Source organism: Flavobacterium azooxidireducens, assembly GCF_023195775.1.
GTDB lineage: Bacteria > Bacteroidota > Bacteroidia > Flavobacteriales > Flavobacteriaceae > Flavobacterium > Flavobacterium azooxidireducens.
Genome location: NZ_CP096205.1, coordinates 601,320 through 622,209 on the forward strand (window position 1 = coordinate 601,320; position 20,890 = coordinate 622,209).

Below are 20,890 nucleotides of genomic sequence, written 5' to 3' on the forward strand. Positions count from 1 at the left end.
TTTTTATTGTTTAAAATCGGATGCTCTCTTTAAAAAATTAAATTAGCTTTAGAATGAAACATTTCTTAAATTTGTTCGTCTAATCCTTTTGAAAGCACAAAAATAGTATAATTTAAGAAATGTCGAAGAAAGTAAAGTATTATTACGACACAGAAAGTTTAGCTTATAAAAAAATCAGTCCAAAAAAAGGGAGGAAGTTTGGTTACGTGGCTTTATTTCTGATCTCTTCGGCTTTGTTTGGGTTTTTATGTTTTGTGATTTTATTGAACACACCCTATTTTGAAACGCCAAAAGACCGTTTGCAAGCACGTGAAATTGATAATATGAAACTTCGCTACGCCATTTTAAACAAAAAAATGGATCAATTGGATGAAGTGATTGCCAATATAGAAGAACGCGACAACAATTTATACCGCATTTATTTTAACTCCTCTCCTATTCCAAGCGAACAACGAAAAGCAGGATTTGGCGGAGTAAATCGATACAAAGAATTGGAAGGATTTGATAATTCTGAATTGGTTATCAATACGACCAAACGAGTAGATATGATTTCGAAAGAATTAGCCATTCAATCAAAATCGTTGGATGAAATTTTAGTGCTTGCCAAAGGAAAAGAAAAGTTATTAGCTGCCATTCCTGCTATTCAACCCGTTAAAAATGAAGATTTGACTAGAGTTGCCTCAGGTTTTGGCTATCGAAATGACCCATTTACTAAAATTAGAAAAATGCATCAAGGAATGGATTTTACCGCTAAAACAGGAACCCCGGTTTATGCTACAGGTGATGGTGTGGTGGAACGAGCCGATAACTCGATGTCCGGATTTGGAAATTTGATCATTATCAAACACGGATTTGGTTATACGACTTACTATGCTCATTTAAGCAAATACAAAGCAAGAGTGGGACAAAAAGTAAAACGAGGTGACATTATTGGTTATGTGGGAAGCACCGGACGAAGTGAAGCTCCGCATTTGCATTATGAAGTTCACAAAGACGGCGAACCGATTAACCCAATTAATTTTTACTACGGAAGCATTTCTGCCGAAGAATATATTGCCATTTCAAAAATTGCTAACCAAGAAAATCAAGCACTCGACTAATGCATTTGAACTTACCAGAAAAAAGATACTACAGTATTGGCGAATTGGCCAAAGCATTCGACGTGAACGCTTCTTTAATTCGGTTTTGGGATAAAGAATTCGATATTCTGAAACCAAAAAAGAACGCCAAAGGCAACCGAATGTTTACACCAGAAGATGTGAAAAATCTTCAGTTAATTTATCATTTGGTAAAAGAACGTGGATTTACATTAGAAGGTGCCAAAACGCATTTGAAAGAAGGCCAGAAGAAAACACTAGATAAATTTGAAATTATCAGCAAATTAGAAGGCATAAAAGCACAGTTAACTGAATTAAAAAACGCATTATAATACACTAAAAACAAATACTATGACTGGATTATTAATTGTTATCGGAATTATCGTTTTACTGGCTTTTATGGCCATTGGAATCTACAATGGACTGGTGAGCAACCGCAACAATCGTGAAAATGCATTTGCCGACATCGATGTTCAACTTAAGCAACGTCATGACCTTATTCCTCAGCTGATTGGTTCAGTAAAAGGTTATATGGAACATGAACGCGGAACACTGGAAGCCATTACAAATGCTCGTTCCCGAGCCATGAACGCCACCGGCATCAACGACAAAATCGCTGCTGAACAAGAATTAAGTGGAGCCTTACGCGGACTAAGCATTCAAGTGGAAGCCTATCCTGATTTAAAAGCTAACCAAAACTTCTTGCAGTTGCAAAACGAAATCTCAGACATCGAAAACAAATTGGCTGCAGCCAGAAGATACTTCAACTCGGCTACTCGCGAATTAAACAATGCTGTGCAAAAATTTCCCAACAATATCTTGGCAGGAATGTTTGGTTTTAAAACTGAGCCGATGTTTGATTTAGGTGTAACCGAGAGAGCCAATTTAGACAAAGCACCAGAAGTTAAATTTTAACCGGTGAAATACATAGGTATACAGGAACAAATCCGCAGAAACAACCGTAAATCGGTGTTGTTACTCATTGCTTTTCCGACCGTTTTACTACTGTCGGTCTATGCGGTAGTGTTTCTGATGCAATACCAACCCGATTACGGTTATGACCTCGATTACATCAACCAAAGCTTTCTAAGTATTGCCCCTTTTGTGATGGTGGTGGTTGCTATTTGGTTTGCCATAGCCTATTTTGGACATACCAAAATGATTTCTATGGCAACCGGAGCAAAACCGTTGGAGCGAAAAAGCAATATGAAGATCTACAATTTAGTCGAAAACCTCTGCATCAGTCAAGGAATGCGAATGCCAAAAGTTGAAATCATCGAAAGTTCTGCTCTAAATGCATATGCCAGCGGTATAGACGAGAAGACCTATACCGTAACCCTCACCCGAGGAATCATCGAGGCGTTAGAAGAAGATGAACTAGAAGGCGTTATTGCCCACGAACTGATGCATATCCAAAATCGCGATGTGAGACTGCTTGTTGTTTCTATCATTTTTGTGGGAATATTTACTTTTATAATGGAAATCTCCTTCCGAAGCATGCTCTACGGGGGTGGCAGAAGAAACAACAAAGACTCCGGCAAATTTATTCTTGTGATTCTTGTGGTATCCGTTGTTGCGTATCTACTCACGATGTTGTTCCGTTTTTCACTTAGCCGCAGTAGAGAATACATGGCCGATAGCGGTGCCGCAGCTATGACCCGAAAACCTTGGGCATTGGCTTCTGCTTTGAAAAAAATATCAGGGCATCACCACATCAAAGACGTTAAAAGCGAAGAAATTAAACAAATGTTTATCGAAAATACGCCCGATAAAAAAAATGCCAATATCTTTAGTAGTTTAGGCGGACTTTTTGCCACCCATCCTCCTATCGAAAAACGCATTGCCTTTTTGGAAAAAGTATAACATCAAAACAATAAATAAACAAAAACCTTAAAAACAAACAAAATGAAAAAATGGTTATTACCCGTTGGGATTATAGTAATCCTTGTTATTATTGCTGTTTCGTCTTACAATGGATTAGTAAGTGTTCAGGCAGATGCAAAAACTGCGTGGTCAAACGTTGAAAGCAGCTACCAAAGAAGAAATGATTTAATTGGAAATTTAGTAAAAACCGTTCAAGGAGCTGCTGATTTTGAAAGAGGAACATTAACTGCTGTTATTGAAGCTAGAGCAAAAGCAACTTCAATCACTATTGACCCAACTAACATTACACCTGAACAGATGTCACAATTTCAACAAACGCAAGATGGTTTGGCTGGAGCTTTAAAAAGTTTGCTTGTAACCGTTGAACGTTATCCTGAACTAAAAGCAAACCAAAACTTTTTAGAACTTCAAGCTCAACTTGAAGGCACAGAAAACAGAATTAATGTAGTGAGAGATCGCTATAACGAAACGGTTAATGTTTATGATAAAAAAATCAAATCGTTTCCAACTGTTTTATTTGCCGGAATTATGGGCTTCAAAGAAATGGAACGTTTCAAAGCAGCTGCCGGTGCAGAAAACGCCCCTGATGTAAACTTTGATTTTAAATAAAAATGTCAAAAGTTGAAGACTTTTTAACACACGAGGAAGAGCAAGAAATTGTGAAAGCAATTGCCGTGGCAGAGTTAAACACATCTGGCGAGATTCGCGTGCACATTGAAAATCATACCGATTTAAAACCTCTTGAAAGAGCTCAGGAGGTTTTTAATCAATTAAAAATGAATGAAACGGAACTTCGAAATGGTGTATTATTCTATGTGGGTGTTTCCGATCACACATTTGCCATTATTGGAGACAAAGGTATAAATGATAAAGTTGAAAATGATTTTTGGGATTGTACAAAAGATGTTGTGATAGAATCATTTAAAAGTAAACAATTTAAAGAAGGTTTAATTAAAGGTGTTTTAAGAGCTGGCGAAAGGTTAAAGGAATATTTTCCACTACTTACAGATGATGAAAACGAGCTCTCAAACGAAATTTCTAAAGGATAATGAGTAAAATTAATAGCATAATAAAATCATTTCTTTTTATTGTGAGCTTGTTGTTCATCGTTTCAACAAATGCTCAAAGCCATAAAATTCCGAATAAACCCTCATTTATTCCACCAATCATTGATAGCACTAAAACATTATCTGATGCTGAATATAAATTTTTGTATGAAAAGTTAAAAAGCTACTATGATTCTACTTCTACAGAAATTTTTGTAATGATTATTGGCAGTACCAAAGGAGAACAAATTGCTCGTTATGCTACTGATTTGGGTCATAAATGGGAAATTGGTCAAAAAGGAAAAGATAATGGAATAATTTTTTTAGTTGCAAAAGATGATCGAAAAATAACCATTCAAGCAGGATATGGAACAGAACATTTGCTAACAGATGCTTTATCCAAACGAGTGATAGAGCAAATTGTTAAACCTGAATTTAAAACCGGAAATTATTATAACGGAATTGAAAAAGGAACTTCTGCCATTATTCAAATAATGAATGGCGAATATAAAAACGATAAGAGCAACAAAAATCCAGATGGCTTTCCGTTCATTATAATTATCATTTTTATTGTTGTTTTACTTATTATTTTATCGAATAAAAAAAATAAAGGTGGTGGCAATTCAGGTCGTTTCTCCGGACCCGATTTAATGGATGTTATTATTCTTAGTAGTATGGGTCGTGGCGGCGGAAGCTTTGGTGGCGGTGATTTTGGCGGCGGCTCATCAGGTAGATTTGGCGGCTTTGGCGGCGGCGGCGGCTTTGGCGGTGGTGGTGCTAGCGGAAGTTGGTAAAATAAAATTCAATCATAAAAAAATGCCCCAAATAGTCAATAACTTTCGGGGCATTTTCTTTGAATTATTTCTTTAATCTAAAATAAACATTCCGCCTTCATTATCCTTTTTCCCTCCAAATTTATCTAATTTGTATGTTAGTGAAAACATCACATATTGTTGTAAAACGATATTTTCAGCATCGGTAATCGCCGTTGGTGTAATAGTTCTTCGCACACCTACATTTTGGTTTAGAACATCATACACTTTTACTTTAGCAAGCAACCTGTCTTTGTAGAAATTATACCCTAAACTCGTGTTCCATAAATAAAAATCTTTCTGAAAACCATCAGCAATATTGGAATTGTAAGTATAGCCAAAATCATTTCCAAAAACTACTTTCTTAGGCCAATAACTGGTGAATTCCAATTTGAATTTATGCACAAAATTATTGGCATTTTCAATAACATAATTTTTAAAATCGGTTGAATTGAAATTGTAATTATACGAGGGTGCAATGGTCACTAAATCTTCAATACTCCAATTTAAACTTACTCTTGGCTCTATTTTCCAACCTTTTGCTTCGTATAATTCGGCATTGGTTAATCCTTGATTAATATTGTAACCGGAATCTAAACCGGCACTAATGCGTAATGTTCTCTTTTCTTTTTTAAACGATTTACTCCAAGAAAATCCCATATAACTACTCAATCCTTTATCTACATTTTCATACGTCGTTTGAGCTCTAAAACTTTCATCATAAACAGTTGAAGAAACAATTTGATCTTTGGACATTGTCATTCCGCCATAAAAGAAAAAACCGCTTCTTGATTGCCAGTCATAATTATTAAAATTGGAATAAACAGAATGTTGTTGAGTAGGATTTAATTCGCCATTTCCAACAATCGTATTTAATGGATTAGAAAGATTTTCTACCGGAAGAAATTGGTTCGCCAATGGCAATTCCATCTTAAAATTATAATTAGCATAAATGGATTTTCCTTTGCTGATCGTGTAATATAAATTAGCAGAACCTCTTGGGAAAACATAATTTTTGTTCAATCGTGTATTAACTGCCAAATAATCGGATTCATTTTTAAATGTAACAAACTCCGGACCTGCTCCAAATCCGGCTCTCAAATTCTTTTTATTCCAACTTAATCGTGCCGAAGGATGAATTCTAATAACACTCGAATTAATTTCGTTGGATAATGGAGCATTAAATTCAGAATAACTTCCGGCAACTTCATCAAAATCAAAAGTAGCGTCTGAATCTTGAGAAGCATAATAAGTAAACTGCGACGCAATACTTACTTTTAAAGAATCCGTTATGGGTTCACTGTAGCGAACTTCTGTTTCTATTTTATTAAATTTTCTATCCCTAAAAACATTTTGATCGCGTATATCATCCGGTTCTCCCGTTAAATAGTAAAATGTAGAAGAATTCAAATTAGAAAAAGTGTTTGTTTTTTTATGTTCATTTGTCAACGAAGCAGAAATTCCACGCTCTTTCTTTTTTAATGATTTAAAGAAGTAAATACTGTTTTCAAAAGAAGTATCATCCACATCTGAAAATGAATTAGAATTACTTTCATTTGACAGTTCATTTGCTTGATTACGAGTTTCTTGATTAGTATTGAAACGATCTTTATTTAAAGCTTTCACAAACTTTGGCTCCACATAAATCGTAGCAGTTGAATCTAATTTTATTTCGAAATTAAAACTCAAATTATGTGAATTTCCAATTCGGTTTGAAGTTGAATTTGATTCTGTAAAAGTAGTTTCCGTTGGTAATAAATTGGTGCGTGAAGTTCGACTTACATTTTCGGTTTCAGCATTGGTAAAAAAGTAATTGTTATTGACATCAACTTTTTTAAACCATTTGTCTGCGTAATTAATTCCAATTAAATTGGAAGTGGTTAAGCCGTTACTTCCGCCAAAACTCATTCCGTTAATTCCAAAAGAACCATCATCGCTGGAATAAACTGATACATTTCTACCGCCACCCATATTGTCAAAAATTTCATTCATCGAAAATCCGACCGAATTGATATTGTTTGCCGAAGCTAAAACGCTAATCTTTTGTTCGCCTTTAAACCAATTGAGCAACAAACTGGATTCGTATCGTTCATCGGAACCATATCCTCCCATAATTTTACCGAAAAAACCTTTATTTTTATCTTCTTGTATGGTAAGATTTATGGTTTTTTCCTCACCGGAAGCCGTTTCGCCCGACAATTCTTCGGATTTTGTTTTAGTATCGACTACTTGAATTTTTTCGATGATTTCTGCAGGAAGATTTTGTGTGGCGATTTTTCCGTCTTTGCCAAAAAATGGTTTTCCGTTCACAAGGATTTGGTTAACTTCTTTTCCGTTTACGGTGATTTTTCCTTCCGGAGAGATTTCTACTCCGGGTAATTGTTTGAGTAATTTTTCAACATTAGCATCGGCTCCTACTTTAAAAGAGGCGGCATCAAATTCTAACGTATCATTTTTAATTCTGATGGGAGGAGCTTCGCCTTTCACAACTACTTCATCAAGGTTTGTTCCGCCTTCTTTCAAATTGATAACGCCTAATTCAAGATTTTCGTTAATTGAACTTATTTCTTTGCTATAATTTTCATATCCCAAAAAAGAAACTTTTAAAATAAGTGGTTGAGAGTTTTTCCTTGTTCTTATTTCAAAATTTCCATTTTTTTCTGAAATGGTATAATCAATTACGGTTGAATCTTTTTTGGAAGTGAGATAAACTGTAGCCGATTCGAGAGGAAGTTTGGATAAATCATCAATAATTTTTCCTTTAACAGTAACGAAATTTTGACTGTATGAAACGGAAACCAATAAAAATAAAACTAGAACGGAAAAATTTCTGTGCATAAATGTGTGGTTATAAGTGTGAGAAAATTCTATAACAGCAAATTAACACTTTTAGTATGTTTAGTTGAATATTTCTTACAAAAAATTTAACATTTGAAATTAAATTTTTTTTATGAAAGTATGTGAAGAAATTAAAATTACCATACTATTACAATCCGCATTTTTAAATTTACTTTATATTTGTAGTTTAAATTGTTAATACTATGACAACTATAACCTTAAACATCAACGAAAAAACAGAAAAAGGAAAAGCTTTATTGGCTTTTTTGAAAGCTTTTTATGAAGAAAAAGAAGTTGTTCATATCGTTGAAGAACCCAAAAGCCCTTATAATAAAGAATTTGTTGCTAAAATTGAAAAAGCAAGAAAGGAAATTATTGATGGAAAAACAACAATAATCGAAGCTGACTCTATATGGGAAGGTATAGAATAGAAATTACAGAAAATGCAAAAAAAGATTTTCTAAAACACAAAAAATCCGGCAACAAAGCAGTTCTTAATAAAATTGATAAAATATACAAGGAATTAAAAGAACATCCATACACCGGCACTGGTAAACCTGAACCTTTAAAACACGAATTTCAAGGTCTTTGGTCGAGAAGAATTAATCAAAAAGATCGATTAATTTATGAAGTTAAAGAAGATATCGTAACCGTTTATGTTCTTTCTGCTATGGGACATTATGATGACAAATAATGTCGTAAAATTCTAACAAAAAACGATTAAGGTTCACTAAGCCAACAAAACTTAATGAACCTTAATCACTTAATGGTGTTAAATATAAATCTGATTTTTATTTTTCTCTAATGTAAATATCAATCGGAACTCCTGAAAAATCCCAGTTTTCACGAATTTTGTTTTCTAAGAAACGTTTGTACGCTTCTTTGACATATTGTGGCAAATTGGCAAAAAACACAAACTGTGGTGTTGGTGTTGGCAATTGCATACAATATTTAATCTTAACATATTTTCCTTTTAAAGCGGGTGGCGGATAGGTTTCGATTAATTTCAACATATAATCGTTGAATTTAGAAGTCGAAATGCGTTGTTTTCTGTTTTCGTACACTTTTACGGTTTCTTCTAAAGCTTTTAGCAAACGTTGTTTCGTTAAAGCAGAAACGAATAATATAGTTACATCTGTAAAAGGTTCTAATTCTTTTTTGATTTTATTTTCATAGTCGCGAGTGGACATCGTGTCTTTTTCGACTAAATCCCACTTGTTAACCAAAATGATGATTCCTTTTCTGTTTTTGGCGGCTAACCAGAAGATACTTTGGTCTTGACCTTCAAAACCACGGGTGGCATCGATCATTAAAATACAAACATCGGAATGCTCGATGGCACGCACAGAACGCATCACAGAATAGAATTCCAAATCTTCTTTTACTTTTGCTTTTCTGCGAATTCCGGCGGTATCGACTAAGTTGAATTCGAAACCAAAACGGTCATATTTTGTATCGATGGAATCGCGGGTTGTTCCGGCAACATCGGTTACAATGTATCGGTCAACACCAATTAATGCATTGATAAAACTTGATTTTCCGGCATTTGGACGACCTACAACAGCAAAACGAGGTAATTCGATTTCTTCTTGTGTTGGTTCGGGTTTGTTTGGAAAAACGTTGATTAATTCGTCTAATAACTCTCCTGTTCCACTTCCGGATGTGCTGGAAATGGTGATGAATTCCCCTAAACCAAGGTTGTAGAATTCGTATGCATCTTTTTCACGCATAGCATTATCTACTTTATTGACAACAACAATAACGGGTTTGGTAATTTTACGAAGTAATTTTGCCACTTCATCATCCATTGGTGTAATGCCTTCTTCTACATCTACAACAAACATAATTACATCAGCTTCGTCGATGGCTAATTCTACTTGTTTGCGGATTTCTGCTTCAAAAATATCATCGGATCCTTTGATATAACCACCGGTATCGATAACCGAAAATTCTTTTCCGTTCCATTCACTCTTTCCATAATTTCGGTCGCGGGTAACACCACTCACGGAATCAACAATGGCTTCTCTTCGTTTGATTAAACGATTAAAAAGTGTTGATTTCCCTACGTTTGGTCTTCCGACAATGGCAACAATAGTACTCATAGTTCTAAATTCTAATATTTTGCAAAGGTAGTCTTTTTTGTTTGAAGTTTAAATGTTGATTTTTATCACTTTACTTTGTTTGGAGCAGGGTTTGCGTTAAGGATGGAAGTGGAACTCTTTTTTTGCCCTGAGCGGTTTGAATGTTGGGCAAAAAAAAGTGGGAACGGACAGCCTGACCTGGAGCTTGCGGAAGGGAACGCCCAAGAATTGATTGTTGGATTTTTGGATTGTTCGATTATTAGATTTTTGGATTTTTGGATTTTTGATTGGGTGTAAAAATAAAGTGGTTTGTTTTCCGTTTAAAGTTAATATTTCGTAAATTAGTATTTAATTTTATTACCCATTTTTATGAATTTAGATGACCAATTACCGTTGCGGTATCGATTTGATAAGGTGGTAACTAAGTCCTACGAATCGATTTTGGCCAGTTGTGAAAAGTTGAAAGAAACGGTGGAGCCGGATTATAAAATCAAGATTTCGGGTCATCATATTTGGTTGCATATTGGTTTGTTGCAGCGTGAAAAACATTCGCCGCATTTGCATTTGGAGATTGAAAAAATGGAAGACGGCAATACGTTTGTTCGCGGATTATTTGGTCCCGATCCGGTTTTGTGGACGATGTTTATGTTCCTTCACTTTGTGGTGGGCGGGATTTTTGTGATTTTTACAGTGATTGCGTTTTCAAAATGGTCGCTCGATCAATCATACAAATTTGATTTGTTGGTGATGTTTGCGATGGTGAATGCATGGTTTTTGTTATATTTTATTGCACGATTGAATCGGAAAAAAGGGTTGAAACAAGCGAGGGAGTTGGAGGTGTTGATGGAGAAAATTTTGGAGTGATTTTTTGTCGCTTCGCTTTTTTAATGGAACACGGATTGTATGGATTTAATAGATTATCACGGATTTTGATAGCTTGGCTATAATGGATAAAAAAGGATTTATAACTGCTAATTTAGAAGTTATTTCAACGTCTCGTCTCCCCTCTCCTTTGGAGAGGGGTTGGGGGTGAGGATTAAACGGATTTTTACTAAATTTTTATGAGATTCCTCATTCTTCGGAATGACAAGATTGCGGAGAAAAACTCCAAACTATTAACTCCCAACAGGAAACTGTGACTAAAAACTACTTCTGATTATACCCCAATCTTCTCAACTGAAACGCATTGCTACGCCAGTCTTTGCTGACTTTCACGAAGAGTTCGATGTGGATTTGTTTTCCGAAAAATTTTTCTAAATCTTCGCGGGCTTGCATACCTACTCTTTTTAAAGCAGCTCCTTTGTGACCAATGATAATTCCTTTTTGCGTATCGCGTTCAACCATTATTAAAGAACGAATACGGATAATGTTCTCGTCTTCGATAAATTCTTCGGTTTCTACCTCAACAGCATACGGAATTTCTTTATCGTAGTTGATAAGGATTTTTTCACGAATGGTTTCGTTTACAAAAAAACGTTCGGGTTTATCCGTAAGTGTATCTTTTGGATAATACGGTGGTGATTCGGGTAATAAAGAGATAATACGATCAAATACTTCTTTGACATTGAAATTTTCTAAAGCAGAAATGGCAAAAATTTCGGCATTCGGTACCTTTTCTTTCCATAAATCAACTTGTTCTTCCAATTGTTGTTGGTTGGATTTGTCGATTTTGTTTAATAAAAGTAAAACCGGGATTTCGCTGTGGATTATTCGATTGAAAAAGGCTTCGTCTTTTAATTCTTTTTCGCCAATTTCAACCATATAAATTAATACATCGGCATCTTCAAAAGCGGATTTTACGAACTGCATCATCGATTCTTGCATTTCATACGCCGGTTTGATGATTCCGGGTGTGTCGGATAAAACCATCTGAAAATCTTCTCCGTTCACAATTCCCAAAATACGATGTCTTGTTGTTTGGGCTTTGGAGGTAATGATGGAAAGTTTTTCGCCCACGAAGGCATTCATTAAAGTTGATTTTCCTACGTTGGGATTTCCGATGATGTTAACGAACCCTGCTTTATGTGCCATGTGCATAATTTTTGCAAAGGTAAGGTTTCTTTTTTTGTTTGTCTATTCCTGATTATTTTTTAAATTTGAAATTATAACGACTTAATCAATGAAAAACAGCAAATTATTATCTTCTGAACAAAAAAATGAATTAATTGATATACTAAAAATTCGTTTTGAAAAAAATAGCAATCGTCATAAAAGTATTAATTGGGAAGATGTTCTAGTTAAATTAGAATCAAATCCTGAAAAATTATGGTCGTTGAATGTAATGGAAAAAACCGGAGGCGAACCAGATGTTGTTGGTTTAGATGAAAAAACAGGTGAATACATTTTCATTGATTGCTCTGTGGAAAGTCCGAAAGGAAGAAGAAGTGTTTGTTATGACCGCGAAGCACTTGATTCGAGAAAAGAATACAAACCCGAAAACAACGCTATTGATATGGCTTCGGAGATGGGAATTGAACTTTTATCAGAAGAACACTACCGCGAATTACAACAATTGGGAAAATTTGACACCAAAACTTCCAGTTGGATCAAAACACCTGACGAAATTAGAAAATTAGGTGGTGCTTTGTTTGCTGATTTTCGATATAATCAGGTTTTTGTGTATCATAACGGAGCACAATCGTATTATGGCGTGAGAGGTTTTAGAGGTTTTTTGAAAGTATAAAATAGTTGTGAAAAACTCAGCAACTCAGTATCTCAGCAACTCAGTCGCTTCTCCTCAATCACAATATTAACCCAAAAAACACTCTATCCGTTTTAGAAGACATATCTTTAAGAAAAGTAAAATTTATGTCTGATAAAAACAAAAAACAGTTTGGTGTTTGGATGGATACGCACAATGCAACCATCGTTGGAAGAGAAGATGTTGATAATGGCGAATTTATCGTTTTAGGTACTGTTTCCAATGCCGGAGCCGAATATAATTCGAGTGAAAAAACAGCTAATAACCATGAAATTGGTTTAACGCAAAAGTATTTTAAAGAAATTGCTTTTGTTATGCCTAATGTAGATGAAATTCATCTTACAGGTACAGGACAAGTTCAAGAACAGTTCATTAAATTTTTAGCTGATACTCCACAATACAAAAATGCTCAGGCTACAGAATGTACTTCTAACAAAATGAGTGATGAGAATTTTGTTGAATTTGTAGAAAAACGATTTAATTAAAAAAATTTAGATTTTAGTTTAAGAACCGTAGATATATTCTGCGGTTTTTTTTTAATAACTAACCTGCTTTGCAGGAGATTTTTATTTAGACTTTGTCATCTTGCAAAATGACAAAAGGGTACAGAGAACCGAAAAACAGAAAACTGAAAACCGACAACAGTAAACAAAAAAATACCGCAGGGAAACCCGCGGCATTTTCACTCTCAAAAATCAATCAAATTCATAGCAAATATTAAGAGGAACATATAAGTTCACGAAGTGCTTTTAATTTTTCTCTTTCACGACAAAGCTCAGTTCGTTGTGTTCTAATCATCATGTTGTGGCGTTCATCTACTTCATTTTTTACATCATCAATCAACCAATCATCATAATTTCCTATCGCAATGTCTTCTCTAAAGACACATGAATCTAACAAGGCTCGATTGAGGTTTTCGGAAATTGTTTTTTCTAAATCCATCCATAATTTAAAAAACTTTCCGCTTGTTTTGTTTAAACCGATAGGACTTCCGCCCAAGCGTTTAATTTCATCACACAATTCCATCACACATCTTTTACTGGTCACAATAAATAATGAAAATTCAACTTTTAACTGTGAATCTTTTGCTTCGCGAATAGCCGTTTCATACCCTTGAATTCGGTCGTTGTTTACTTCAACTAACGAATTTAATATTTCAACTGTTTTTGTTTTAGAATTTTCCATATCTACCATTTTTACTATTATCATGAGCTACACTGCCCCAACACCACCCAAAGGATAACAAAAACTATAATTGTTCCAAAACAACCTCCACCTAGCTTCTTGGCTCCGTAGCCAGCAAGTAATGCCCTAAAAAAATTATTCATACTTTACACTCTTTTAAATTATTATATTATTCTTTTGGTAAGTTCCAAATATCCGGTTCTTCCATATCGTTCGCTTTCAGAATCTCTTTGTGACTCAGAGTTGATTTCTTTTTAGATTTATTTTTTAAATCTCGCATAACTGAGTTTTTAGTCTCGCGACTACCTATGTTTCTTGCTTTATCACTCATTGTAAATTCATTTAAGGTTAAACATCCTTCATTGTATTACAAAGGTGCGACCTGAGCTTCTATTTCTTGTTATATAATTTTTTGAAAAAATTACATATTATCCACTCTTTAGCATTTATTTCTACTATAAAAACAAAAAAAGGTGCCTAAAATAGGCACCTCATATACTTTTAATCGATTTAATTTAGTCTGCAACAACCAGTTTGCTGGCACTACGATATAAAAATTCATTATAAACATGTCTTCTGGCAAACCTTGAAGGCGATTCTGCATTTACCATTTTAATGTATGTTACTTTTGGAACACCAAAATATTCGAATTTGTTTCCGTCTAAAAAGTGAATATTTAAGACACCATCTTCCATATAAAATTCTAAGATACCGGAAGTGGTTGTGGTTTTTATATATTCGTCTTTCACTTTTTCTTGCGTTTCGGGAGCAATACTCACCAAAAAATGATAGGCTTCAATAATGGCTTTGCTTCTTTCTTCTGCAGCGGTGCGTTCAATTGGATCTGCAATGGTATCCGGATGATCTTCCTTCATACTGTTACGGTAAACAGTTTTCAATTCTTTTAAGGTTGCAGTTTTAGTTACTTCGAGTAATTTGCGGTACTCGGCAATTTTTTTTGAGTTCATAAATAACAGTTACAAACGTGATGGCACGTTTTAATTTTCGGCAAAAGTAGTTTATTTTTTTATACATTCAACTTGTGAGTTGTTTTAAAATAGATTAAAAGCTCGTTATTGTCTTATGAATGAACTTTTTAGAGTTCCTCTTTCTAAAATTACTTTACTAAAACATATCGATTAATAATGTATTGCGTAATTGGATTGAGTTTCTTTTCTGTTTCAGGATGACAACCATTTCCAAGCGAATTAAAATAATCCGGTTCTTTTTTTCCTTTTACTCTGCAATACCAATAAAGTGGTTTGCCTTGTTTATTAAAAAAAGTGGTTGTATCATACACCTCAACTTTTCTAAAATTCAACAACTTTTCATCTAACGGAACGATAGTATTTTCTACAGGATTTTTTTCTGAATCCGTGCAATCCACCACTTCATAATGATCATTTTGCCATTGCATGCATTGTTTTTCAGGGAACACAAATTTGGCTAATGAAAACCCGCCCAACAATGAAGCAATGAGTAAAAAAATGGTGATGAACTTATTTTTTCCTAGCCAATACGTAAAACCTTTAGACTTACTTATTTCTTTTTCAGGTTGCTGCCCCTCTGGCTGTGTAATAACAGGTAGGGCAACATGTATTGGCTCTTTAACAAATTCATTTTGCTCCGATTTGGAAAAAACTCTATACGGTCTTTCTTTAAAATCTACCATAATCGCAGCGAGTTCAACTCTGATTCTGATATCGGTATCTTTTTCTGCCTTTAAAAAAGAAATGATTGTTTTAAACTTATCTATGGTAATCCTATCAATAGCCTTTTTCAAAATTTCACCCTCTTTTGCTTCAAAGAACAAACGGAAAACTTCTTCATCATTTCTACTTATTCCTTTCTCATAAAGAAATCGACAAAATTCACGTAGTTGAGCCGGTGTTGGATTTTCTAGAATGCCGCTTACATCTTTTTCTTTTGCATACAGATATTGCTCTTTGATTGCTAGCTTATAATCCTTAAAAGTAGTTTTATTCATATCAGTAAAAATTGAATTTTGGAATTTATCGGAATCATCGGAAATCATCGGAATCATCGGAATTCCTTATCAACACCCTCACAAAAACCCTATTCCTTTGCTTCAGAATTTGTTTTTGTTCTAACCTGCAATTAGAACAAATGTACAAAACAGATTCAAAAAAAGTGTCGCTATACAGAACAGAAATTTTATCCGGGAAGTATATCAGGACAGTTCTGTTTTAGCACACTTCACTTCCCACCATTTCATTGAGTCTCAATTTTTTAAAAGTCGGTAAAATCCGATACGCTCCTTTGGTTTTTACAAACCGAACAGCAAAAACTATGTTCAATTTTAATACTTATAATCATGAAAAAAATACTTTTCATTTCGCTATTTTGCACAGCAATTGGTTTTTTCACTTCTTGCTCGGCTGATGACATAACTGATCAAACCCTGTCTGTTGCTGCGGATGACACGGGTGGACAACACGGCATTCCAACCCCTCCTCCTCCACCTCCTCCACCCTTGACAAACAATCCTTAATAATTGTTGAACTAGCAATTATTTAATATCTTCGGGAAATGAAACAGCATACATTTCATTTCCCGTTTTTTATTCTCTTTTTGATGCTTTTTTTAATTTCATGTAATGAAAAAACGTCGCATTCTTCTTATTTAAAATACGAAGACTTAAGTAAAAAAGCGGAAGAATTTGAAAAAAAATACCGTTTTGACAGTGCTTATTTTTACTACAACCAAGCAAAATCGCACATTGAAAATCATCATGAACAATGGGCTTATACGTTGCTAAAAACGGCAACCATTCAAAATTATATTGGTGATCATTACGGCTGCGAAGAAACCATTACGGAAGCACTTGCTCACTACCAAGGTTCTACTTACCTTCCCTATTTTTACAATCTTCTTGCTATTTCCTATCACAAACAAAACAGCTTGGAAGAGTCGCTGAATTATTATAAAAAGGCATCCGATTTAGCAACGAATCAGCTGGAAAAAGCCATCATTCAAAACAACACCGGACTGATTTATCTTGAAGAAAAACAATATCAAAAAGCGATTCAAACCCTTGCTCCTTTGCTGACAGATGATGCTCTTTCTAAAAATCCGTATGAGCTTGCTCGTGTGTTAGATAATTTGGGATACACTCAATTTTTGCTTCAAAAACAAGAAGCATCTGAAAACCTTCATTTGGCATGGAAGTTAAGAGATAGTCTTAATGACAATATTGGACTGATTGCATCAAACATGCATTTGTCTGAATATTATCAACATAAAAATGATCTTTTAGCCAAAGAATATGCTCAAAAAGCCTATCAATCTTCGCAAAAAGCTAATAGTCCGGACGATAAGTTAGAAGCGTTGAAATGGCTCACAGAGTTTGGTGATTCAAATGATTCCAAACACTTTTATCAAGAATATATTGCGTTGAATGATAGTATTATTAAAGCCAGAAATATTGCCAAAAATCAGTTTGCAAAAATTAAATACGATTCTAAAAAAGCGACACAGGAAGTTATTAAATACAAAAATCAAAAATCGCTTCTTTTGGCTTTAATTGGTTTGATAGTTGTGATTGCTATTTTGCTCTATAAATTATACCAGATAAAAACAAACGAAAACTTCAACAATCCACTTATCTCACCGAAACCCGAATTTCCAAACGCATTCATGACGAATTGGCGAATGATGTGTTTAATGCAATGACTTTTGTTCAAACGCAAAATTTAGAAAAAACAGAAGTGAAAGAAGTGCTTTTGGATACGATGGATCACATCTACCAACGCACACGTGACATTTCTAAAGAAAACAGCGACATCCGAACCGATGAAAATTTTGAACCTGATTTTTTTCAAATGATTGACAGTTATTCGGATAACTCAATGAACGTAATTAAGAAAATAAGTTCGGAACTAAACTGGCAAAAAATGAGTGCCGAAAAAAAAATTACCGTATTTCGGGTTGTACAGGAATTTTTAATTAACACCAAAAAACACAGCGAGGCAACCCTTGTGGTTATTGACTTTTTGGAACAAAAGAACAATCTTATTCTGACCTATACCGACAACGGAATTGGGTTAAAAAAAGCACAAAATCGCAAATCGGGACTTCAAAATGCGGAAAACCGTATTTTAGCCATCAAAGGAAGACTTATTTTTGACACAGCAATCCAAAAAGGATTCAAAGCAACCGTATTCATACCTAACTAAATTGTTATGTTTCAAAAAATTTTAATCGCCGAAGACTTAGATTCTATCAGCCTGGCTGTGCAACATGTGTTGAATGAATTGCAGCTGACCTCTTTTCAACACGATAAATATTGTGATGAAGCATTGTTAAAAATCAGAAAAGCATTAGCCGATCATGAACCTTTTGATTTGTTGATTTCCGATTTGTCTTTCAAGGATGACGGACGACAAAGCAAACTATCTTCCGGAGAAGAATTGATTGCAGCAGTGAGAGCCATTCAACCCAATATCAAAGTCATTGTCTATTCGGTGGAAGACAAAGATTACCGCATAAAATCATTGTTTGAAAAATTGAATGTGGATGCTTTTGTGCTCAAAGGCAGAGAAAGTTTGTATCAACTTAAAACAGCGATTAAAACGGTTGCTCAAAATAAAACCTATATTTCGCCTGAAGTGCAGCATGTGTTGCAAAACAAAACCGGTACGCAGATTGATGATTTTGATGTGCACCTCTTAAAACATCTTTCGTATGGCATTGCTCAAGAAGACATGGAAGGTGTTTTTAAAGAAAAAGGCATCAAACCAAGTAGTAAAAGCACGATTGAAAAACGTTTGGGGAAATTGAAGGTACTTTTTAAGGCGAATAATCCGGTGCATTTGGTGGCGATTGCGAAGGATTTGGGGATTATTTGATTCTGTTGTCGGTTGTCGGTTGTCTGTTGTCGGTTGTCGGTTGTCGGTTGTCTGTTGTCTGTTGTCTGTTGTCTGTTGTCTGTTGTCTGTAAATCCCTAAATAAGGTTGACCGGTTTTTAATACTAATGTTTAAATTTATCACTGATCAAAAATAAAAGTTATTCTGAAATTTTTAGCCCTTTTAACTGGCTAAAAAAATTTTGGAAATAACTTTTATGATTTTTATCCCGAACCATTGTCATAGATTTCAATAATTGGATTTTTATAATTCTTTTTGAAACAATTTTCATAAAACTCTCTCGGTGTCATTTTGTTTAAATTTTTATGAATCCTCTTTTCATTATAATGCCAAACTGCTTTGCTTATATTTCTTTGTAATTCCTCAAATGTTTTTGGCTTCCAATAATCCAAATATTCTTCTTTAATTGTTCTGTTTATCCTTTCAGCATAAGCATTATCTTGAGCAGAAATTGCCATACTGACTCTTGAACCCCTTGACTTTAATAGATTTATATACTCATGATATAAATATTGACTTCCCCTATCGGAGTGATGAATTTTTGGAGCATCATACTCTTTCAAAGCTATTTCTAACGCTTCAAGGTTTGCTGTTCCTCTCATATGGTTAGATATTCTGTGACCAACAATCAACTTTGTATATACATCAACAATAAAAACAGCATAATAAAATCTTTCCCCCAAAGCGATATAGGTAATATCTGATTGCCATATTGTTGAGGTTTATTAACCAAATATCCTTTTATTAAATTTGGATATTGATTTGCAATGGAATAAGTTGTCCGTTTGTAATTCTTTTTATACTGAACTCTAAATCCTAAATCCATCATAATATCTATAAACCTATCTCTTCCTAAAAACTCTGGTCGAAGTACGTAATACATTTTTTCAACCCCACAACCCGGATGCTCTTTCCTTAATTCTTGAGCTTCGATTACTAATTTCTCTACTTTTTCGGTGAATAATTTTTGTTCTTTACAATATTTATTCACAGCTTGTTTAGATATAGTAACAACCTTGTACAGACTATTTAAAGAGAAACTTACTTTTTCTTTGTTCTCTCTAAACCATTGGATTGTAGGGTGCTTGAGTTTTTTTTAATGTCAATATTTAGCTCATCTTTGGCAATATCAATCATCTTTTCCAAATACTCAATCTGAATTTGCTTCTGACCAACTATTTGCTCCAAACTTTTAATTTTCTGCTCTAGCTCTTTTAGCTTTTGAGTGTTACTTTCTTTCATCTCAACAACCCGTATTCCTTTTTTGTTAAAGGTAGAAAATTTATAAATCCATTGATAAATAGATTTATTACAGATACCATATAATTTTTCTAATTGATAAACACTGTAAATTCCGCTTTCATATAACGAAACTATTTCCTGTTTAAACTCGGTAGAATAAAATCGATACTTCTTAATTTTTCTCAAATTTGCTTTCATATAAGTTGACTTTTGTGGTCAACCTATATCAGGGACGTACAGTCTGAAAACTGTGAGTGACCAATAACTCGTATTGGAACGCGGATTTAACGGATTAGCTAAAGCTAAACGCAGGTTTTCACGGATTTTGATAGCTTCGCTATATTGGATTAAAAGGGATTCATTCGGAGAACATTTTCATTTGAATAACTTTTTTTTGCTAAACTACAACTGAAATCTTCCGTCTTCCATCTCCCATCTCCCATCTCCCATCTCCCATCTCCCATCTTCAATCTTCCATCTTCCATCTTCCATCTCCCATCTTCCATCTTCCATCTCCCATCTTCCAACAAAAAAATTCCTCAATTACGGATTCCCGTAAAATACCCATTTTTATCAGTTTTATTTTTGGAGAAATTTAACCCAAACCCCAACAAATGCCACAATTTGTTATTCAACAAAACGAGTCAGGAATATGGTTCTATGAATTGTTATCACCTGAAGGAAGTGTATTGCTCACGGGCACCAAACACGATTTTAAACAAAGTTGCTTAGGAGAAATTCTTTCGGTGCGAATGAACAGTCAGTATCTGGAAAACTTTGAGCAGCGTATCTCGCCCAACAAAGACCCTTTTTTTATTCTTCGGTCGATGGGAAGCAACAAAGTGATTGGTGTAAGTGAACTCTTCAGCCACCTTGACGGCTGCGAAAAAGCCATTGCCCAAGTGCGAAAATTGGCAGAAAACGCAAAATTGAAATAAATTTTAGCGAATTACGGGAATCCGTAATATAGTGGTTTTGAATGTGTTTAAGTTTGGATAATTAATCTTTAAAATTAAAACAGATGAAAAAATATTACGTAAACAAAATTGCACAATCAAATGGTGATCATGAAGTACATACAATTGATTGTAGTTTCTTACCAAGTTTAGAAAACAG

Annotated in this window: 25 protein-coding genes; 16 read left to right on the forward strand and 9 right to left on the reverse strand. The window is 34.4% G+C overall.

The features are described 5' to 3' along the window. The first annotated feature begins 119 nt into the window (after nt 1-119). The 7 genes from M0M57_RS02725 to M0M57_RS02755 are packed head-to-tail and all read left to right on the forward strand — an operon-like array spanning nt 120 to nt 4,821. On the forward strand, nt 120-1,100 hold the full coding sequence (locus tag M0M57_RS02725) for a M23 family metallopeptidase (protein WP_248435151.1): 981 nt from the start codon (nt 120-122) through the stop codon (nt 1,098-1,100). After that, complete coding sequence (locus M0M57_RS02730) at nt 1,100-1,429, forward strand: MerR family transcriptional regulator (protein WP_248435152.1); 330 nt, start codon at nt 1,100-1,102, stop codon at nt 1,427-1,429. The genes M0M57_RS02725 and M0M57_RS02730 overlap by 1 nt, the downstream gene beginning before the upstream one ends. Before the next feature lie 19 nt (nt 1,430-1,448). Next, nucleotides 1,449-2,012, forward strand: a complete 564-nt coding sequence (locus M0M57_RS02735; RefSeq protein ID WP_248435153.1) for a LemA family protein — start codon at nt 1,449-1,451, stop codon at nt 2,010-2,012. A gap of 3 nt (nt 2,013-2,015) precedes the next feature. Continuing rightward, a complete protein-coding gene (locus M0M57_RS02740; protein WP_248435154.1) occupies nt 2,016-2,960 on the forward strand; it encodes a M48 family metallopeptidase in 945 nt (314 codons plus the stop codon). Nucleotides 2,961-3,002: 42 nt separating this feature from the next. Continuing rightward, the gene (locus M0M57_RS02745) at nt 3,003-3,590 is read left to right on the forward strand and encodes a LemA family protein (RefSeq protein WP_248435156.1); all 588 of its coding nucleotides are present in this window, start codon (nt 3,003-3,005) and stop codon (nt 3,588-3,590) included. 2 nt (nt 3,591-3,592) lie between these two features. Beyond that, nucleotides 3,593-4,030: a TPM domain-containing protein gene (locus tag M0M57_RS02750; RefSeq protein WP_248435158.1), complete on the forward strand. Its 438-nt coding sequence runs from the start codon at nt 3,593-3,595 to the stop codon at nt 4,028-4,030. Next, the gene (locus M0M57_RS02755) at nt 4,030-4,821 is read left to right on the forward strand and encodes a TPM domain-containing protein (RefSeq protein ID WP_248435160.1); all 792 of its coding nucleotides are present in this window, start codon (nt 4,030-4,032) and stop codon (nt 4,819-4,821) included. The genes M0M57_RS02750 and M0M57_RS02755 overlap by 1 nt, the downstream gene beginning before the upstream one ends. A gap of 72 nt (nt 4,822-4,893) precedes the next feature. On the opposite strand, the gene M0M57_RS02760 is transcribed toward M0M57_RS02755, so the two are convergent. Then, nucleotides 4,894-7,677 (reverse strand): TonB-dependent receptor, encoded by a 2,784-nt coding sequence (locus M0M57_RS02760; protein WP_248435162.1) that lies wholly within the window; start codon nt 7,675-7,677, stop codon nt 4,894-4,896. A 203-nt stretch (nt 7,678-7,880) separates the two neighbouring features. Here M0M57_RS02760 and M0M57_RS02765 point away from each other — a divergent pair, with 203 nt between their 5' ends. Together M0M57_RS02765 and M0M57_RS02770 are read left to right on the forward strand one after the other, a co-directional pair. Beyond that, nucleotides 7,881-8,108: a DUF2683 family protein gene (locus tag M0M57_RS02765; protein ID WP_248435164.1), complete on the forward strand. Its 228-nt coding sequence runs from the start codon at nt 7,881-7,883 to the stop codon at nt 8,106-8,108. Further along, entirely contained in the window at nt 8,090-8,371 is a 282-nt protein-coding gene (locus M0M57_RS02770) for a Txe/YoeB family addiction module toxin (protein ID WP_248435166.1), read from the forward strand. Before M0M57_RS02765 ends, M0M57_RS02770 begins: the two co-directional genes overlap by 19 nt. 97 nt (nt 8,372-8,468) lie before the next feature. On the opposite strand, the gene der is transcribed toward M0M57_RS02770, so the two are convergent. Further along, entirely contained in the window at nt 8,469-9,779 is a 1,311-nt protein-coding gene (der, locus tag M0M57_RS02775; RefSeq protein WP_248435168.1) for a ribosome biogenesis GTPase Der, read from the reverse strand. Nucleotides 9,780-10,127: 348 nt separating this feature from the next. Between der and M0M57_RS02780 the strand changes: the two genes are divergently transcribed. After that, the gene (locus tag M0M57_RS02780; RefSeq protein ID WP_248435170.1) at nt 10,128-10,622 is read left to right on the forward strand and encodes a hypothetical protein; all 495 of its coding nucleotides are present in this window, start codon (nt 10,128-10,130) and stop codon (nt 10,620-10,622) included. Nucleotides 10,623-10,904: 282 nt separating this feature from the next. On the opposite strand, the gene era is transcribed toward M0M57_RS02780, so the two are convergent. Next, nucleotides 10,905-11,789, reverse strand: a complete 885-nt coding sequence (gene era, locus M0M57_RS02785; RefSeq protein WP_248435172.1) for a GTPase Era — start codon at nt 11,787-11,789, stop codon at nt 10,905-10,907. An 88-nt stretch (nt 11,790-11,877) separates the two neighbouring features. On the opposite strand from era, the gene M0M57_RS02790 reads away from it, so the two are divergent. Together M0M57_RS02790 and M0M57_RS02795 are read left to right on the forward strand one after the other, a co-directional pair. Further along, on the forward strand, nt 11,878-12,441 hold the full coding sequence (locus M0M57_RS02790; RefSeq protein ID WP_248435174.1) for a DUF4256 domain-containing protein: 564 nt from the start codon (nt 11,878-11,880) through the stop codon (nt 12,439-12,441). 125 nt (nt 12,442-12,566) lie between these two features. After that, complete coding sequence (locus tag M0M57_RS02795) at nt 12,567-12,944, forward strand: hypothetical protein (RefSeq protein ID WP_248435176.1); 378 nt, start codon at nt 12,567-12,569, stop codon at nt 12,942-12,944. Between the two features lie 232 nt (nt 12,945-13,176). Here M0M57_RS02795 and M0M57_RS02800 read toward each other — a convergent pair whose 3' ends face one another. The 3 genes from M0M57_RS02800 to M0M57_RS02810 form a co-directional block, all read right to left on the reverse strand. Next, a complete protein-coding gene (locus tag M0M57_RS02800) occupies nt 13,177-13,644 on the reverse strand; it encodes a PA2169 family four-helix-bundle protein (protein WP_248435178.1) in 468 nt (155 codons plus the stop codon). A gap of 515 nt (nt 13,645-14,159) precedes the next feature. After that, a complete protein-coding gene (locus M0M57_RS02805; protein WP_248435180.1) occupies nt 14,160-14,612 on the reverse strand; it encodes a KTSC domain-containing protein in 453 nt (150 codons plus the stop codon). Between the two features lie 149 nt (nt 14,613-14,761). After that, nucleotides 14,762-15,631 (reverse strand): hypothetical protein, encoded by an 870-nt coding sequence (locus M0M57_RS02810; protein WP_248435182.1) that lies wholly within the window; start codon nt 15,629-15,631, stop codon nt 14,762-14,764. A 563-nt stretch (nt 15,632-16,194) separates the two neighbouring features. Here M0M57_RS02810 and M0M57_RS02815 point away from each other — a divergent pair. Genes M0M57_RS02815 through M0M57_RS02825 form a run of 3 tightly spaced genes read left to right on the forward strand, consistent with a single transcriptional unit; the run spans nt 16,195 to nt 18,512 of the window. Then, entirely contained in the window at nt 16,195-17,337 is a 1,143-nt protein-coding gene (locus tag M0M57_RS02815; protein WP_248435184.1) for a hypothetical protein, read from the forward strand. Further along, nucleotides 17,334-17,840, forward strand: a complete 507-nt coding sequence (locus tag M0M57_RS02820; protein ID WP_248435186.1) for a sensor histidine kinase — start codon at nt 17,334-17,336, stop codon at nt 17,838-17,840. Before M0M57_RS02815 ends, M0M57_RS02820 begins: the two co-directional genes overlap by 4 nt. Nucleotides 17,841-17,846: 6 nt before the next feature. Continuing rightward, on the forward strand, nt 17,847-18,512 hold the full coding sequence (locus tag M0M57_RS02825) for a response regulator (RefSeq protein WP_248435188.1): 666 nt from the start codon (nt 17,847-17,849) through the stop codon (nt 18,510-18,512). Nucleotides 18,513-18,735: 223 nt separating this feature from the next. Here the strand turns inward: M0M57_RS02825 and M0M57_RS02830 are convergent, their stop codons facing one another. The 3 genes from M0M57_RS02830 to M0M57_RS02840 are packed head-to-tail and all read right to left on the reverse strand — an operon-like array spanning nt 18,736 to nt 19,972. Continuing rightward, on the reverse strand, nt 18,736-19,215 hold the full coding sequence (locus tag M0M57_RS02830) for a DDE-type integrase/transposase/recombinase (protein ID WP_248435190.1): 480 nt from the start codon (nt 19,213-19,215) through the stop codon (nt 18,736-18,738). Further along, nucleotides 19,161-19,523 (reverse strand): hypothetical protein, encoded by a 363-nt coding sequence (locus M0M57_RS02835; RefSeq protein WP_248435192.1) that lies wholly within the window; start codon nt 19,521-19,523, stop codon nt 19,161-19,163. Before M0M57_RS02835 ends, M0M57_RS02830 begins: the two co-directional genes overlap by 55 nt. 50 nt (nt 19,524-19,573) lie before the next feature. After that, nucleotides 19,574-19,972: a transposase gene (locus M0M57_RS02840; RefSeq protein WP_248433141.1), complete on the reverse strand. Its 399-nt coding sequence runs from the start codon at nt 19,970-19,972 to the stop codon at nt 19,574-19,576. A 416-nt stretch (nt 19,973-20,388) separates the two neighbouring features. Between M0M57_RS02840 and M0M57_RS02845 the strand changes: the two genes are divergently transcribed. Continuing rightward, nucleotides 20,389-20,712 (forward strand): DUF1508 domain-containing protein, encoded by a 324-nt coding sequence (locus tag M0M57_RS02845; protein ID WP_248435195.1) that lies wholly within the window; start codon nt 20,389-20,391, stop codon nt 20,710-20,712. Nucleotides 20,713-20,890 lie beyond the last annotated feature (178 nt).

Coding starts and splice junctions, on each gene's coding strand:
- M0M57_RS02725 (WP_248435151.1), top strand. CDS start 120: ATGTCGAAGAAAGTAAAGTATTATTACGACACAGAAAGTTTAGCTTAT.
- M0M57_RS02730 (WP_248435152.1), top strand. CDS start 1,100: ATGCATTTGAACTTACCAGAAAAAAGATACTACAGTATTGGCGAATTG.
- M0M57_RS02735 (WP_248435153.1), top strand. CDS start 1,449: ATGACTGGATTATTAATTGTTATCGGAATTATCGTTTTACTGGCTTTT.
- M0M57_RS02745 (WP_248435156.1), top strand. CDS start 3,003: ATGAAAAAATGGTTATTACCCGTTGGGATTATAGTAATCCTTGTTATT.
- M0M57_RS02750 (WP_248435158.1), top strand. CDS start 3,593: ATGTCAAAAGTTGAAGACTTTTTAACACACGAGGAAGAGCAAGAAATT.
- M0M57_RS02755 (WP_248435160.1), top strand. CDS start 4,030: ATGAGTAAAATTAATAGCATAATAAAATCATTTCTTTTTATTGTGAGC.
- M0M57_RS02760 (WP_248435162.1), bottom strand. CDS start 7,677: ATGCACAGAAATTTTTCCGTTCTAGTTTTATTTTTATTGGTTTCCGTT.
- M0M57_RS02765 (WP_248435164.1), top strand. CDS start 7,881: ATGACAACTATAACCTTAAACATCAACGAAAAAACAGAAAAAGGAAAA.
- M0M57_RS02770 (WP_248435166.1), top strand. CDS start 8,090: ATGGGAAGGTATAGAATAGAAATTACAGAAAATGCAAAAAAAGATTTT.
- der (WP_248435168.1), bottom strand. CDS start 9,779: ATGAGTACTATTGTTGCCATTGTCGGAAGACCAAACGTAGGGAAATCA.
- M0M57_RS02780 (WP_248435170.1), top strand. CDS start 10,128: ATGAATTTAGATGACCAATTACCGTTGCGGTATCGATTTGATAAGGTG.
- era (WP_248435172.1), bottom strand. CDS start 11,789: ATGGCACATAAAGCAGGGTTCGTTAACATCATCGGAAATCCCAACGTA.
- M0M57_RS02790 (WP_248435174.1), top strand. CDS start 11,878: ATGAAAAACAGCAAATTATTATCTTCTGAACAAAAAAATGAATTAATT.
- M0M57_RS02795 (WP_248435176.1), top strand. CDS start 12,567: ATGTCTGATAAAAACAAAAAACAGTTTGGTGTTTGGATGGATACGCAC.
- M0M57_RS02800 (WP_248435178.1), bottom strand. CDS start 13,644: ATGGAAAATTCTAAAACAAAAACAGTTGAAATATTAAATTCGTTAGTT.
- M0M57_RS02805 (WP_248435180.1), bottom strand. CDS start 14,612: ATGAACTCAAAAAAAATTGCCGAGTACCGCAAATTACTCGAAGTAACT.
- M0M57_RS02810 (WP_248435182.1), bottom strand. CDS start 15,631: ATGAATAAAACTACTTTTAAGGATTATAAGCTAGCAATCAAAGAGCAA.
- M0M57_RS02815 (WP_248435184.1), top strand. CDS start 16,195: ATGAAACAGCATACATTTCATTTCCCGTTTTTTATTCTCTTTTTGATG.
- M0M57_RS02820 (WP_248435186.1), top strand. CDS start 17,334: ATGACTTTTGTTCAAACGCAAAATTTAGAAAAAACAGAAGTGAAAGAA.
- M0M57_RS02825 (WP_248435188.1), top strand. CDS start 17,847: ATGTTTCAAAAAATTTTAATCGCCGAAGACTTAGATTCTATCAGCCTG.
- M0M57_RS02840 (WP_248433141.1), bottom strand. CDS start 19,972: ATGAAAGCAAATTTGAGAAAAATTAAGAAGTATCGATTTTATTCTACC.
- M0M57_RS02845 (WP_248435195.1), top strand. CDS start 20,389: ATGCCACAATTTGTTATTCAACAAAACGAGTCAGGAATATGGTTCTAT.